Below are 14,093 nucleotides of genomic sequence, written 5' to 3'. Positions count from 1 at the left end.
GTTCATGCCGTTCCGGTCTCGTCCGCACGACCGGAAATACCGATGCGTCTCAGTCTCAAAGCGAAACTCAGCGGCCTCTTCGCCCTCCTGCTCCTGACGGCGATGGTTCAGGGTGGCGTGACCCTCTACAAGATGCAGTTGGTCGACCAGCGACTTGCGGAGCTGATCGACAACGCCGTGCCGTCGATCAACGAGGCTCAGACGATCAACGCCCTCGTGATGCGCGCGAGACTGTGGCAGTTCCGCTACGTGACGGCGGATACTGACGCCGAGCGCGAAACCAGCCTGAAGAATGCGGACGAGATGATGCGGAACCGCCAGGCGAAGGCCGAGGCCTACCGCAGTCTGGTGGCATCGAAGGAGGAGCAGGCGATCTACGACGACCTGCTCGCCAAGCTTGCGGTGCAGCAGACCGACTGGACTCGTCTGCGCGCCTTCCCGGCCGATCAGCACGATCAGGCGCTCGCTTATTTCCGCGGGCCGATGAACGCCAACTACCTCGCGGCCTCGACCGCGACCCGCGCGCTCGCCGACCTGAACATCAAGACCGGCGAGGCCGCCGGGCGTACGGCTCGCGACAGCCAGGCCGACGCGGTCCGGACCACCATCGTGAGCCTGCTCGCCAGCCTCGTCATCGCGCTGGGCGCCATGCTGTACGCCTTCACGGGCGTGTCGCGGCCGCTCGCCCGTATGACGCTGTCCATGCGGCGCCTCGCCGACGGCGACGCGCAGGCCGAGATTCCCTACGCGGCGCGGCGGGACGAGATCGGCGCCATGTCGGCGACCGTCGCGGTCTTCCGGGAGAACCTGCTGCACACCCGCGCCCTGGAGGCCGAGACCGCGCAGGCCCGGGCCGGCGCCGAGGCGCAGCGCCGGCAGGCGACGCGCGAGCTCGCCGACCGGTTCGAATCCGCCATCGGCGGCATCGTCGGCTCGGTGACGTCGGCGGCGACGCAGCTTCAGGCCACGGCCCAGAGCCTCACCGCGACGGCGACGCAGACGGCCGGCCAGTCGACCAGCGCAGCGGCGGCCGCCGAGGAGGCCTCCACCAACGTGACCACGGTCGCGGCGGCGGCCGAGGAGCTCGGCTCTTCGGTCAACGAGATCGGCCGTCAGGTCGGCTCCTCCGCGGATCTGGCGCAGGCCGCCGTCCGCGAGGCGGCCGCCACGGCCGACCTCGTCCAGGCCTTGAGCACCGGCGCGCGCCGGGTCGGCGAGGTGGTGGACCTGATCTCGGCGATCGCCAGCCAGACCAACCTGCTGGCGCTGAACGCCACGATCGAGGCCGCGCGCGCGGGCACCGCCGGCCGCGGCTTCGCGGTGGTCGCAACCGAGGTGAAGGCGCTGGCCGACCAGACCGCCAAGGCCACGGCCGAGATCTCGGCGCAGATCGCGCAGATCCAGGGCTCGACCGGTCAGGCTGTCCAGGCCATCGACGGCATCGCCGGCCGCATCCGCGAGATCAGCGGCATGGCCAACTCCATCGCGGCGGCGGTGGAGGAGCAGGGTGCGGCCACTCAGGAGATCGTCCGCAACGTCGCCGAGGCGGCGACCGGGACCGGGTCGGTGACCGCCAACGTCAGCGGCGTCGCGGGCGCCGCAGAGGAGACCGGCGCGGCCGCCGCGCAGGTCCTGGCCTCGGCCTCCGAGATGGCCCGCCAGGCGGCCCATCTCGGCAGCGAGGTCGAGCACTTCCTGGCGACGGTCCGGGCGGCCTGACCGGGAGCCGACAGGCACGGCTCGGTCGCCCGGGGACGCGTTTCCGGAGCGGCCGGCGCCGGCCTCAGGCCTCGCCGGCCTCGGACCACGCCCGCAGGCGCTCCATCCAGGCGTCGGAGGCCAGCACCGTCAGTCCCGGCAGGAGCGCGAGCGGCGTGACCCGCTCGACCCGGTCGCGCTCGCCGAGGCGCAGGCCGCCGCGCTTGGCGTAGAGGCGCAGGATGTCGGCGAGCCGCCCCTCCTCGGGGGGCTCGTTGCGCGCGACGGCGCGGATCTTCTCGACGATCTCGTCGGTGGTGCAGTCGACGATCCCGTCCGTGCCGGCCCGATGGTCGCGCAACCCCTCCTCGTAGAGCAGCCGGAGCGCCAGCAGCACCAGGGTCTCGTCCTTGCGCAGGCGCTCCGAGACGATGTCGTGCCGCGGGGCGTCGGCAGCCGGGCTCAGCGAGACCATCTGGTCGCGGTGCGAGACGGTCAGCGCGTAGCCGAGGCAGGCGAAGTAGTCGGTGAAGAACGGCGCGTAGTGCCGGGCGAGCTCGTAGGAGCGGCCGATGTTCTGGGTCTCGGCGTAGATCACCTGACCCTTCAGCAGCACCTGGAGGGCGCGGCACAGCTCCTCGGCGTCCGGCGCCCGGGCGCCGGGGGGCGGCGGCTCGTCGCCGTCGATGATCGCGCGGAAGCCCTCAAGCACGGGGACGGCGCTCCAGCAGGAAATCCGGGCAGTCCAGCCAGCCGTTGACCACCCGCTCGGGCAGCCGGGTCAGGGCGTAGCGCGCGCCGAGCTTGGCGTCGAACAGCACGTCGATCTCACGCAGGCGCTGGAACACGATGAAGTCGTCGACGCCCGCGATCACGATCTGCGACCCGCGCAGCCGCACGGCCTTGCCGAGGCGGCCCTCCACGAAGGCGCTCATGCTCTCGGGCGTCACGGTGGTGCGGCGCCGGAACTCCGCCTTGGCGGCCGCGAAGGCGTCGACCACGGGGTCGTCCTCGATGTCGGGCAGGGGCTCCATGTCGATCGCGGCCTTGCGGGCCCGCGGCGCCTGGAGATGCGCGTGCCCGATCGGCGGCCGCAGCAGCGAGACGTCGCCCGGCACCTCGGGGGCGATCTCCGCTCCCCCGACGGCGCGCAGCAGCGCGGCGACGCGCTCGACGCCGCTCGGGTCCGGGCGGTCCATCACGTGCAGCGTGGAGGCGATCCGGCGCTCCAGGCGCGCCACCACGGCGTCGACGGCGTCGAGGTGGTTGTCGAGACCCTCGAACACCGCGAGGATCTGGGCGAGATCGGCCCGGACGGCCTTCTGCGCCGCGTCGAGGTCGGCACTCCGCCCCTCGCGGATCAGGCCCTCGGCCAGCGCCCGGACCGTGAGGGCGTCGCGCAGCGCCCGCCCGGCCTCGCGCACCACGCTGGCGCGGAAGCGGAACGGGTTGAAGCGGGTATGCAGCGTCCGGTAGTCGCTGATCAGGTGGCGCTCGACGAAATCCTCGAAGAACAGCCGGAAGGTCTTGGCGCGGTCGGGCTCGCGCAGGATGCGTTCCTCGACCTTGCGCATGCCGGCTGCCAGGCCGCGCACGTGCGACAGGAAGGCGGCCGCGCCGCGGGCGGCGTTGGACAGCGCCTCGGAGCGGTTCGCCGGGTCCGACAGGGCGCTCTCGAGCCCGCCCAACACCTCCAGCACGGCCCCGCCGTAGGAGCGGGTCTCGCCCCGTTCCAGCCGCGACAGCTCCTCCAAGAGCAGGCGGGCCTCGGGGTCGAATTCCGCGACCGGAACGTAGCGCTCGCGGCGCTCGATCAGCCAGCCGGTGTCGAGGAGGCGCCGGTAGAGCGCCGTGCGGCGCTCGGTCGGATCCGCCGAGATCGGCTCGTCGCCGCTGACCTCGGGATCGCCCCAGCCGGCGGCGAAGTCGCCGATCTCGGCCAGGAGTTCGGCCTTGCGCACCGGCTCGGCCCCGAGGACGCGCCGGTGCAGGTGCAGGAGCAGGGCGGCGTTGAAGCCGCGGCTCGGCGAGGCGAGCGGCTTGAACAGCTCGTCGGACAGCTGCGCGAACAGCATGGTTCTGAAAACTCTCGCCGCCGCGCAGCCCGAGCCCCGATCGATGCCTTACTTCGCGCCGAGGAGTTCGACGTCGAAGATCAGGGTGGCGTTCGGCGGGATCACGCCGCCAGCGCCGCGGGCGCCGTAGCCGAGCTGCGGCGGGATGATCAGGGTGCGCTTGCCGCCGGTCTTCATGGTGGCGACGCCCTCGTCCCAGCCCTTGATCACCTGGCCAGCGCCGAGGGGGAAGCTGAAGGGCTGGTTGCGGTCGCGGGACGAGTCGAACTTCTTGCCCTTCTTGCCGCCCTCGTCGAGCCAGCCGGTGTACTGGACGGTGACCTGCTGGCCAGCCTTCGGCTCAGGCCCGGTGCCGACGACCTCGTCCTGATACTTGAGGCCCGACGGGGTGGTCACGGTCTCGGCATTGGCGGCTGTGGTCATGGCGATCAACGCGGCTCCGAAGAGGGGGGACAGGCGAGGCATGGTTTCTCCCTGGAGCCGGCGCCGTACGCGCCGGCCTTCGGAGGGCCTTCTATCGCTTCGGACCGGTCCAGGCCAGGGAGGCGGCCGACCGCACCACCGGGACCGCTCAGGCGGCCCGGACGCTGGCGGCCAGGAAGCGGCCCACCTCCGCAGGGAAAGGCTCGGTCCGACAGGCCCCCCTGAGGACAGGGTGCGTCGCTGCGTCGGTCGCCTTCGAGGCCGCGGCCACGCCGGCGATGTGACCGACCATTGCGGCGGCGGCCTGAGCCGCTCGGCCGACGTTGCGGACGATCTCTTGCGTGGCGGCGCCCAGCGCTGCAGCCACCGCCGCGACGCTCAAACTCTTTTTAATGCGACTCTCGTTCCGAGCAGTTCAGAAAGGCAAGCATCAAGAATAATCATATTTTTCGCTTCCAAAATGCGCCGGATCCGAAATTCTCACTCACGATCCGATGCAAACCTGAAAGCCAGTCTTCCATCTCTCCTGTGCGTAGTTGTTCCCGAACGGAAGCGATCGTCCCAGGTGCGTCACAGCACTCCAGTCGGGCCGACCTCCATCAATCAGCCAGAAGGCCCGCGAAATACGCCACCAAGCGCCGGGCAACCTCGTCCTTGCCGAGGCGCGGCCAGGTCTCGATCGCGCCGTCCCGGCGGATCACGTGCACCGCGTTGTCGGCGCCGCCCATCACACCGCCCTCGGCCGACACATCGTTGGCCACGATCAGGTCGCACCCCTTTCGGGCGATTTTCGCCCGTGCGTGTTCGATAACCCTGTCGGTTTCAGCGGCGAACCCGACCACGAGGGGGGGGCGGCCCGCCGGCCGGCGCGCGATCGTGGCGAGGATGTCGGGATTTTCCACCAGCGACATCGGCGCCGGCCCGGTGCCGTCCTTCTTGATCTTTTTGGTTCCAGCCTCGTGTTCCGGACGCCAATCGGCGACGGCGGCGGCGAAGACCGCGATGTCGGCCGGAAGCGCCGCCTCGACGGCGGCGAGCATCTCCCGGGCAGTCTCGACCCGGACCACGGCGACGCCCGGCGGGTCGGGGAGCGCCACCGGCCCGGAGACCAGGGTGACGGCGGCACCGGCCGCGGCGGCGGCGGCCGCAATGGCGTGGCCCTGGCGGCCCGACGAGCGATTGGCGATGTAGCGGACCGGATCGATTGGCTCATGAGTCGGACCGGAGGTGACGAGCACGCGCCGGCCGACGAGGGGCCCGTCGCCGGCCTGCAGCCCCAGCATCCGCTCCAGCGCGTCGGCGATCTCGTTGGGCTCAGCCATGCGGCCAGGCCCGGATTCGGGCTCCGCCATCCTGCCGGCATTCGGGCCGACGATCCGGATGCCGTCTCCCTCCAGGATCGCGCGGTTCCGCCGTGTCGCCGGATGGGCCCACATCTGGACGTTCATGGCCGGCGCCAGCAGGATCGGCAGGGTCGTCGCCAGCAGGATCGTGGTCGCCAGATCAGCCGCGTGTCCGCCAGCCATGCTGGCCATCAGGTTGGCGGTTGCGGGCGCCACGACCACGGCATCCGCCTGACGGGCCAGCTTGATGTGGCCGATCTCGGCCTCGGAGGCCCGGTCGAACAGATCGGTATGCGCCCGCTCGCCCGCGAGCGCCGCAGCCGCGAGGGGTGTCACGAATTCCTGCGCCCCCGCGGTCAGCACCGGGCAGACGCTGGCGCCGCGCTCACGCAGGCGCCGGATCAGGTCGAGCGCCTTGTAGGCCGCGATGCCACCGCCGATGACGAGGAGGACGCGGCGCTTGTGGAGGGTCTCGATCATGCGCGCGACCCTCTGCGCGCCGGTACGCGCGCGTCAAGCGGCTCAGGCCGCGGCCGAGACGGCCGGCGCCTTCAGGCCGCCGAACCGGCGCTCGCGGCGGCCGAACTCGGCAACCGCCTCGGCGAGGTCCTCGGGGCCGAAATCAGGCCACATCCGCTCGGTGAAATGCAGCTCGGCATAAGCCGCCTCCCAGAGCATGAAGTCGGAGAGACGGCGCTCGCCGCCGGTGCGGATCAGCAGGTCGACGTCGACGGGCGAACCGTGCATCGGGCCGGCCACCAGCTGGCCGAAGCCCTCGCGCGTCAGGTCATCGCCCTGGAGACGCTGTGCGGCCGCGATGATCGCGTCGCGGGCCGAGTAGTCGACGCAGATCCGGAGATGCAGCCGGCTCCCCGCCGCCGTGGCGGCTTCCGCCGCAGCCATCGCCTCGGGGATGCCGTCCGGCAGGCGGTCGCGCCGGCCGACGACGCTGAGGCGGGTGCCGGTGCGTGCAAGGCGCTGGGTCTCGTTGCGCAGGTAGGAGCGAAGGAGCCGCATCAGGCCGCCGACCTCTTCGGTGGGCCGCTGCCAGTTATCCGCCGAGAAGGCATAGAGCGTGAGCGTGCCGATGCCGAGATCCGGGCAGGCCTCTGCGGTGCGCCGGATCGATTCCACGCCCCGGTGATGGCCGGCCAGCCGCGGCAGGCCGCGTTGCGTGGCCCAGCGCCCGTTACCGTCCATGATGATCGCGGCGTGCAGGGGGCCCGGCACCGCTTCGCTTTGCATCGTAAAGTCTCCCGGCATGGGCGTGGCGTTGAGCTCTATCGAAACGGAGTTAATATTCCCGGCCGGGCGGGGCGTCCTCACGCCGTTTTCGTGGCCGGATCGAGGCCGCGGACACCGGATTCGGACCCGCGCTCGGCGGCCTCCGCGGCGTCGCGCACCACCTGCTCGAGCACGCCGAGATAGCCAATGAAGCGTTGGCGCCCGACGGAGGTCAGGCGGCAGACCGTCTGCGGCCGCTTGTGCGCAAAGCCCTTCTCGAGGCTCACCAGATCGGCCTCGCTCAGCACGGCGAGATGGCGGCTCAAGTTGCCGTCGGTGAGCCCGCACAGGCGCTTGAGATCCGGGAAGGGCAATCCCTTCGGATGCGCCACCAACGAGGTCAGCACGCTCAGGCGTGCCCGCTCGTGGATGATCCTGTCGAGCCCCTCGTAGGAAAAGCGCCCGTCGGAACGGTCAGCGATCGTCATCGAAGGCCCGCGCCCCGCGATGGATGATCCCCGCCAGCCAGGTTTGACCGACGAGGAAGGGCAGGCCCATCGTCCAGGGGGACAGGCCGCGCGTCTCGGCCGACATTGCCAGCACCGCGAGCCCGGCAAGCAGATACCAGGCACCGACGCCCTGCACCCCTCGGGGCAGAATCCGCGCCGAGGCGAACAGGCCAAGGCCGACGAGCACCTGCCAGAGACCCGGCAGCATCCAGACCTCGCCGGGGGCGAAACGCGCGATGACGAGGGCGAGGCAGGCCCCCGCACCCGCCGCCGGCAGGAACACCTCTATGGCATTCCACACCATCGCATCGGCGAGGCCGGAATGCAGGCGCCGGCTGCGCCGGACCGCCTCGACGCCGATCATCGCGAAGGCCGCGAGGGCGGCCGCGATCCAGAGGCCGAAGAACAGGCCGGTTCGCACCGCCGGATCGCCGAGCCACAGCGCTTGGCCCGCCGCACAGGCCAGCGCCAAGCCGCCGGTGCCCGCCACCGTCGCCGCCCCCACCCCGCGGAACGCCGTGTCGCGGGCGATCTGCGAGCGGATCGCCACGATGTCGGCCAGCGCCTTGTCCAGGTCCTGCATGTGCCAAAAGCCCCCGGCTGCAGCATGCTTTGCAGCGCAAAGTATCGACCACGTCGGCTCACGGCAAGCCGATTTCCCGCGCCGCGCCTGCCGATCTTCTCAGCAACCGGGGCCGCGGTCGAGTTCGCTCCCGGGTGAATTCTACCGAATGGTTGTATTCGCCACACCGTCTTTAGTGGCAAAGGCGCGTCGTCCCACCACCGGTCCGCGGCGCGACCAGCGGTCAACGAAAGCCGTCAAACCGCATCCCGACAGGGTTTCTCGGAGCGGGGTCCGGGCCCATATGGTGCACATGCCCGCACCGAAGAAACCGCGCGCCGCCTCCGTCACGGCCACGTCCGCCAAGGCGTCGAAGCCCGAGCTGAAGCCCCTGGACACCTATCTGGCGGAGCTCCTGAACCCGGCGCTCAATCGCAACCGGCTGGCGCCCATCGAGCCGCCCGTGCGGCCGGGCAAGCCGAAGGCGCGCGCCGGCAAGGTTGATACCAAGGCCGCCACGCGCCGGGCCGAGATCGCCCGCGACGGCTTCGCAGAGGCGCCTCAGGCCGGCTACGCGCTCGGCGATGCGGCTGATGTCGATCCGCGTCTGGCGCAGGCGCTGGGCCTGACGCCGCCCGAGGACGGCCCCGTGCCCGAGGGCGCAGACCTGCCGGATCCCGGCGGCGACGCCGGCGCCTCGGCAACGGTGAGCGCCCTGGAGCGCCTGCTCGTCGAGGGCAACCCGCTGTTCAAGGACGGGAAGACCTGGGTCCCGCACCGGCCGGAGCGGCCGCAGAAATCCGAGGGCGGCGTCCGGTTCACGCTGAAATCCGAGTTCAAGCCGGCTGGCGACCAGCCCAGGGCGATTGCCGAGCTGGTCGGCGGCGTGCAGGCGATGGAGCGCGACCAGGTTCTGCTCGGCGTCACCGGCTCGGGCAAGACCTTCACGATGGCCAAGATCATCGAGGAGACGCAACGCCCCGCCCTGATCCTCGCGCCCAACAAGACGCTCGCCGCTCAGCTCTATGGTGAGTTCAAGGCCTTCTTCCCCGAAAACGCCGTCGAATACTTCGTTTCCTACTACGATTACTATCAGCCCGAGGCCTACGTGCCGCGCTCGGACACGTTCATCGAGAAGGAATCCTCGATCAACGAGCAGATCGACCGGATGCGGCACTCCGCGACCCGCGCCCTGCTGGAGCGGGACGACGTGATCATCGTGGCGTCGGTCTCGTGCATCTACGGTATTGGCTCGGTCGAGACCTATACGGCCATGTCGTTCACGGTGAGTCTGGGCGAGCGGATCGAGCAGCGCCAGCTCATCGCCGATCTCGTCGCGCTCCAGTACAAGCGCATCCAGTCTGATTTCGCCCGCGGCACGTTCCGGGTGCGGGGCGATTCGATCGAGCTGTGGCCCGCCCACTTGGAGGATCGCGGCTGGCGCATCGGCCTGTTCGGCGACGAGGTCGAGAGCATCGTCGAGTTCGATCCGCTCACCGGCAAGACCATCTCCGAGCTGAAGTTCGTGAAGGTCTACGCCAATTCGCACTACGTCACGCCGCGCCCGACGCTGCAGCAGGCGATCAAGGGCATCAAGCACGAGCTGAACGCCCGGATCGAGGAGCTGACCAAGATGGGCCGGCTGATCGAGGCGCAGCGCATCGACCAGCGCTGTACCTTCGACATCGAGATGATCGAGGCCACCGGCGCCTGCAACGGCATCGAGAACTATTCCCGTTATCTCACCGGTCGAAAGCCCGGCGAGCCGCCGCCGACCCTGTTCGAGTACTTGCCCGACAACGCCCTGGTTTTCACCGACGAGAGCCACGTCACGGTGCCGCAGATCGGCGGCATGTATCGGGGCGACTTCCGTCGCAAGGCGACGCTGGCCGAGTACGGGTTCCGGCTGCCCTCCTGCCTCGACAACCGGCCGCTCCGCTTCGAGGAGTGGGATGCGATGCGCCCGCAGACGGTCCACGTCTCGGCGACGCCTGGCAAATGGGAGATGGAGCAGACCGGTGGCGTCTTCGCCGAGCAGGTCATCCGGCCCACCGGCCTCGTCGATCCGGTGATCGAGATCCGCCCGGCCCGAAGTCAGGTCGACGACCTGCTGGGCGAGGTCCGCGCCGTGGCGCAGGCCGGCTACCGGACGCTCGTGACCACGCTCACCAAGCGCATGGCCGAGGATCTCACCGAGTACCTGCACGAGAACAGCGTGCGGGTGCGCTACATGCACTCCGACATCGACACGCTGGAGCGCATCGAGATCATCCGCGACCTGCGGCTCGGGGCCTTCGACGTGCTGATCGGCATCAATTTGCTGCGCGAGGGACTCGACATCCCGGAATGCGCCCTTGTCGCGATCCTCGACGCCGACAAGGAGGGGTTCCTCCGCTCGGAGACCTCGCTAATCCAGACCATCGGCCGCGCAGCCCGCAACGCCGACGCGCGCTGCATCCTGTACGCGGACACCATCACCGGCTCGATGGAGCGGGCGATGGCCGAGACCGAGCGCCGGCGCACCAAGCAGCTCGCCTACAACGAAGAGCACGGAATCACGCCTCAGAGCGTGAAGCGCGGCATCGCCGACATCCTCAGCAGCGTGTTCGAGCGCGATCATGTCCAGGTCGATACCGGGCTGGCCAAGGACGCGATCACGGTCGGCCACAACCTCAAGGCCGTCATGGCGGATCTGGAGAAGCGCATGCGGGCGGCGGCCGCCGACCTCGACTTCGAGGAGGCGGCGCGGCTGCGCGACGAGCTGAAGCGGCTCCAGGCGACCGAACTCTTGGTCTCGGACGATCCGATGGCCCGGCAGAGCGACGTGGAGCGCGAGGCCGGCAAGTTCGGACGAAAGGCGCCACGCGGGGGAGGCGGCAGCCGGATCGCCAAGCCGGACCTCGACAATATGGGCCCCGGCACGGACCGGGAGCTGCCGGTGGGCGGCCTCGCACCGGTCTGGCAGGAGCGGCCGAAGCCACGCTCGACGCAGGGACTCGGCGGGCAGAAGCCCAAGTACAAGGGCGGCGGCGGACGGCGGCGGGGCTGACCGGCGGCGAAGTTCAGGCGGCCGCGTCGCCTCGGGCCAGGCGATGCGCCGTCCCGGCCTCGCCGGCATCGACGATGGCCTGGGCGATCCGGACCACGAGGACGTTGCACGCCTCGTCGTAAGCGTGGGAATCCGCACGGACCGCCGCCTCGACGATGGCGCCCGCCTGCTCGCGCACGATCTCGCGGGCGGTGCGCAGCGCGTCAGCGTAGGGCTCAAACGGTCGGGGCATCGTCGCGCTCCGGAAGCGCCGGACCTTCGGGCCCGGATTGGCGGCTGGAACGAGCCGCACGCCAAAACTGTTCCCGCCACCGCTGGACGTGGATGCCGCAGCGGCCCAGATCAGCCGCGACGAGAGACGAGCACGCGATGGCCTCAGAGACAAAGACGCCCCCGACCCTCGACGACGAAACCCTGGCCTTCGCGGCGCGGGTCTTCCAGTACGCGCGGATGGGCCACGCGGAGGAACTCGCCGCGCTGTTCGCGCAGGGGCTGCCGGCGAACCTGCGCAACGACAAGGGCGACAGCCTGCTGATGCTGGCCGCCTATAACGGTCAGGCGGAGGCGGCCCGGATAATCTTGGAAGCCGGCGGCGACCCGGAACTCGCCAATGACCGCGGTCAGACACCGCTCGCCGGCGCAGCCTTCAAGAACGATCTCTCCATCGCGCAGCTCCTGCTCCGGCACGGCGCCGCGGTGGACGGGACTGGCGACGGCACCCGCACGGCCCTGATGACCGCGGCCATGTTCGACCGCACCGAGATGGTCGACCTGCTCCTCCAGCATGGCGCCGACCCGGATCGACGCGACGCCTCCGGCCAGAGCGCCGCCGACATGGCCCGGGCAATGGGTGCCGAGGCGACGCCGGCGCAGCTCGATGGGGCTAGGAAGCGGTCGGCATAGGCCCTCGGCTCAGAAACAGGCCCATTCGGGCGCGACGGTCGCCGCACACGGGAGCACAGCTTTGTCGCGATGGATTGGGGCCGCCCTGCTGGCCTGGCTTGCAGGACCTGGCTTCCTCGGTTCGGCCTTCGCCATCGAGACGCCCTGGCCGGCCTTCGGGCACGATCCGAGCAATCGCAACTTCTCCGATCTGACCCAGGTCAACCGCGACACTGTCGGGCGGCTGCGCCCCGCCTGGATCTTCCAGACCGGGATCACCGGCTACTTCCAGGCCCAGCCGGTGATGGTTGACGGTACCCTCTACGTCTCGACGACACAGAACAACGTCGCGGCGCTCGACGCGCGCACCGGCAAGCCGCTCTGGACCTACACGCACAAGCCGCGCACCGAAAAGATCTTCGGACCGCCCTCGAATCGCGGGCTCGCGGTGTCGGGCGGCCTCGTCTTCGAGGCGACCATGGACGGGCGGTTGATCGCCCTCGACGCAAAGACCGGCCGGATCGTCTGGGACAAGGAGGCGGTGCGCCCGGAGGACGGCGAGAGCGAGACCGCCTCGGGCCTCGCCGCGACGCTCGGCGGCAAGCCGGTGCAGGGTTCGAGCCGTCTCGGCTTCAAGATGCCGCCGCTGGTCGCCGACGGCCTGGTGATCGTCGGCGTCACCGGAGCGGGCTACGGTCTCCACATCGAGGACGAGGCCGGCGGGCTCGACGGCGGATCGGTGGTCGGCATCGAGGGTGGCTACGGACGGCGCGGCTGGCTCGCGGCCTACGACGCCAAGACCGGCGAAGAGCGCTGGCGCTGGTACGTTACGCCGTCGGAGGGCTGGGAGGGCGGCTTCGTGGAAAAAACCGCCGATGGCACGCCGCTCCACCGCGACATCGCCGCCGAGAAGGCGGCGGCACACGCCAACCGTGACGCTTGGCGCGTGGGCGGCGGATCGCTCTGGATGACGCCGGCCTACGATCCCGGTCTCGGTCTGATCTTCCTCGGGACCGGCAACCCGGCGCCGCAGAATTTCGGCCTCTCGCGGCCGGGGGACAATCTCTACACGATGTGCCTCGTCGCCCTCGACGTGAAGACCGGTACGCTGCGCTGGTACTATCAGCAGGTGCCACACGACGAGTGGGGCTACGACGTCGCTGCGCCGCCCTTCCTGCTCGACATGCCCGGCGGCGCGAAGGCCGTAGCCTCGGCGAGCAAGACCGGGTGGATCTACGTCCACGACCGCGCCACCGGAACGCTCATCGAGCGCTCGGCACCGCTCATCGAGCAGAAGAACCTGTTCGCACCACCGACCGCGCAGGGCACCGTGGTGGCGCCGGGACCGCTCGGCGCAGTCTCGTGGCCACCCACCGCCTATGACGGCCGGCGCGCCTACGTGCAGGTCCGCCACGGAGCGACGGCCTACACGGTGAAGACCGTGCCGGCGGCCGCCGGGCGTCCGGAGATCCGCTACACCGAAACGGGTGAGGCCAAAGGCGAGCCGTCCTTCAGCACCCTCACGGCCGTCGACCTCGTGAACGGCGGGACGATCGCGTGGTCGGTCCGGTCGGCGAGCCGCCTCTCGGGGGGAACGCTGGCGACTGCCGGCGGCCTCGTCTTCTCCGGTGAGGAGGACGGTCACTTCGACGCCCACGATGCCGGGGACGGCCGGCTGCTCTGGCGGTTCCAGTGCGGGGCCGGCATCAGCGGCCCGGCGATGACCTACGCGCTCGACGGCAAGCAGTACCTCGCGGTGGCGGCAGGCGGCGCGTCCTTCACCAAGGCGTCCGGATTCGGCACCGGCGACGCACTGCTGGTCTTCGCGCTGCCCGATTGACCGCAGCCGAGCTTGGCCGGATGTGTCCTGCCGGTTCGGGGGACGGATGGTCATGGCGGATTGCGGCGAGGGCACCGGCGTCGGCGCAGCGGCCCAGCCGACGGATCGCGGGCCGCCGGTGATCCGCACCATCGCGATGCCCGCTGACACGAATCCGGCCGGCGACATCTTCGGCGGCTGGCTGATGGCGCAGATGGATCTCGCGGCCGGCAACGTCGCGGCCCGCCGGGCGCGGGGACGTTGCGCCACCATCGCGGTCGACGCGATCACGTTCCACCATCCGGTCTTCGTGGGCGACGAGGTGAGCCTCTACGCGTGGCTCCTGAAGGTCGGACGGTCCTCCCTGCGCATCCAGGTCGAGGTCTGGCGCCGCGAGCGAGCGAGCGAGGCCACCATGAAGGTGACCGAGGCGACCTTCACCTTCGTGGCAATCGGCGACGATCGGCGCCCGCGATTGGTGCCACCGGAGGATTCCGGTCTCTGATCCT

General features: G+C 70.4%; 14 protein-coding genes. 5 read left to right on the top strand and 9 right to left on the bottom strand.

What is annotated here, in order from left to right:
- The first annotated feature begins 42 nt into the window (after nucleotides 1-42).
- Nucleotides 43-1,719 carry a methyl-accepting chemotaxis protein gene (locus BLT59_RS12700; protein WP_091780112.1) on the top strand — a complete coding sequence of 559 codons (1,677 nt, stop codon included), beginning with the start codon at nucleotides 43-45 and terminating at the stop codon, nucleotides 1,717-1,719.
- Between the two features lie 64 nt (nucleotides 1,720-1,783).
- On the opposite strand, the gene BLT59_RS12695 is transcribed toward BLT59_RS12700, so the two are convergent.
- From BLT59_RS12695 to BLT59_RS12660, 8 genes are all read right to left on the bottom strand, one after another.
- The gene (locus tag BLT59_RS12695; RefSeq protein WP_091780108.1) at nucleotides 1,784-2,410 is read right to left on the bottom strand and encodes a DUF4194 domain-containing protein; all 627 of its coding nucleotides are present in this window, start codon (nucleotides 2,408-2,410) and stop codon (nucleotides 1,784-1,786) included.
- Entirely contained in the window at nucleotides 2,403-3,773 is a 1,371-nt protein-coding gene (locus BLT59_RS12690; RefSeq protein ID WP_091780106.1) for a Wadjet anti-phage system protein JetA family protein, read from the bottom strand. The genes BLT59_RS12695 and BLT59_RS12690 overlap by 8 nt, the downstream gene beginning before the upstream one ends.
- A gap of 48 nt (nucleotides 3,774-3,821) precedes the next feature.
- The gene (locus BLT59_RS12685) at nucleotides 3,822-4,238 is read right to left on the bottom strand and encodes an FKBP-type peptidyl-prolyl cis-trans isomerase (RefSeq protein WP_053610948.1); all 417 of its coding nucleotides are present in this window, start codon (nucleotides 4,236-4,238) and stop codon (nucleotides 3,822-3,824) included.
- A gap of 106 nt (nucleotides 4,239-4,344) precedes the next feature.
- On the bottom strand, nucleotides 4,345-4,563 hold the full coding sequence (locus BLT59_RS12680) for a hypothetical protein (protein ID WP_139174049.1): 219 nt from the start codon (nucleotides 4,561-4,563) through the stop codon (nucleotides 4,345-4,347).
- A 232-nt stretch (nucleotides 4,564-4,795) separates the two neighbouring features.
- Nucleotides 4,796-6,019 carry a bifunctional phosphopantothenoylcysteine decarboxylase/phosphopantothenate--cysteine ligase CoaBC gene (coaBC, locus tag BLT59_RS12675; protein WP_091780100.1) on the bottom strand — a complete coding sequence of 408 codons (1,224 nt, stop codon included), beginning with the start codon at nucleotides 6,017-6,019 and terminating at the stop codon, nucleotides 4,796-4,798.
- A 42-nt stretch (nucleotides 6,020-6,061) separates the two neighbouring features.
- Nucleotides 6,062-6,784, bottom strand: coding sequence for a di-trans,poly-cis-decaprenylcistransferase (locus tag BLT59_RS12670; RefSeq protein WP_091780096.1), 723 nt, complete (start codon nucleotides 6,782-6,784; stop codon nucleotides 6,062-6,064).
- A gap of 77 nt (nucleotides 6,785-6,861) precedes the next feature.
- Nucleotides 6,862-7,251: a transcriptional regulator gene (locus BLT59_RS12665; protein ID WP_091780093.1), complete on the bottom strand. Its 390-nt coding sequence runs from the start codon at nucleotides 7,249-7,251 to the stop codon at nucleotides 6,862-6,864.
- Nucleotides 7,238-7,855 (bottom strand): hypothetical protein, encoded by a 618-nt coding sequence (locus BLT59_RS12660; protein WP_091780090.1) that lies wholly within the window; start codon nucleotides 7,853-7,855, stop codon nucleotides 7,238-7,240. Before BLT59_RS12660 ends, BLT59_RS12665 begins: the two co-directional genes overlap by 14 nt.
- A gap of 292 nt (nucleotides 7,856-8,147) precedes the next feature.
- Here BLT59_RS12660 and uvrB point away from each other — a divergent pair, with 292 nt between their 5' ends.
- Nucleotides 8,148-10,883 (top strand): excinuclease ABC subunit UvrB, encoded by a 2,736-nt coding sequence (gene uvrB, locus BLT59_RS12655; RefSeq protein WP_091780277.1) that lies wholly within the window; start codon nucleotides 8,148-8,150, stop codon nucleotides 10,881-10,883.
- Between the two features lie 13 nt (nucleotides 10,884-10,896).
- On the opposite strand, the gene BLT59_RS12650 is transcribed toward uvrB, so the two are convergent.
- Nucleotides 10,897-11,115 carry a hypothetical protein gene (locus BLT59_RS12650; protein ID WP_091780275.1) on the bottom strand — a complete coding sequence of 73 codons (219 nt, stop codon included), beginning with the start codon at nucleotides 11,113-11,115 and terminating at the stop codon, nucleotides 10,897-10,899.
- 137 nt (nucleotides 11,116-11,252) lie between these two features.
- On the opposite strand from BLT59_RS12650, the gene BLT59_RS12645 reads away from it, so the two are divergent.
- The 3 genes from BLT59_RS12645 (at nucleotide 11,253) to BLT59_RS12635 (ending at nucleotide 14,089) form a co-directional block, all read left to right on the top strand.
- Nucleotides 11,253-11,786, top strand: a complete 534-nt coding sequence (locus tag BLT59_RS12645) for an ankyrin repeat domain-containing protein (protein WP_091780086.1) — start codon at nucleotides 11,253-11,255, stop codon at nucleotides 11,784-11,786.
- A gap of 85 nt (nucleotides 11,787-11,871) precedes the next feature.
- Nucleotides 11,872-13,605: a pyrroloquinoline quinone-dependent dehydrogenase gene (locus BLT59_RS12640; RefSeq protein WP_244513967.1), complete on the top strand. Its 1,734-nt coding sequence runs from the start codon at nucleotides 11,872-11,874 to the stop codon at nucleotides 13,603-13,605.
- A gap of 52 nt (nucleotides 13,606-13,657) precedes the next feature.
- Complete coding sequence (locus tag BLT59_RS12635; protein WP_091780272.1) at nucleotides 13,658-14,089, top strand: acyl-CoA thioesterase; 432 nt, start codon at nucleotides 13,658-13,660, stop codon at nucleotides 14,087-14,089.
- Nucleotides 14,090-14,093 lie beyond the last annotated feature (4 nt).

The sequence above is a fragment of the Methylobacterium sp. UNC378MF genome, assembly GCF_900103195.1.
GTDB lineage: Bacteria > Pseudomonadota > Alphaproteobacteria > Rhizobiales > Beijerinckiaceae > Methylobacterium.
The sequence above is the reverse complement of the archived record's forward strand: the minus strand, read 5'-3'. Positions and strand labels throughout refer to the sequence as shown.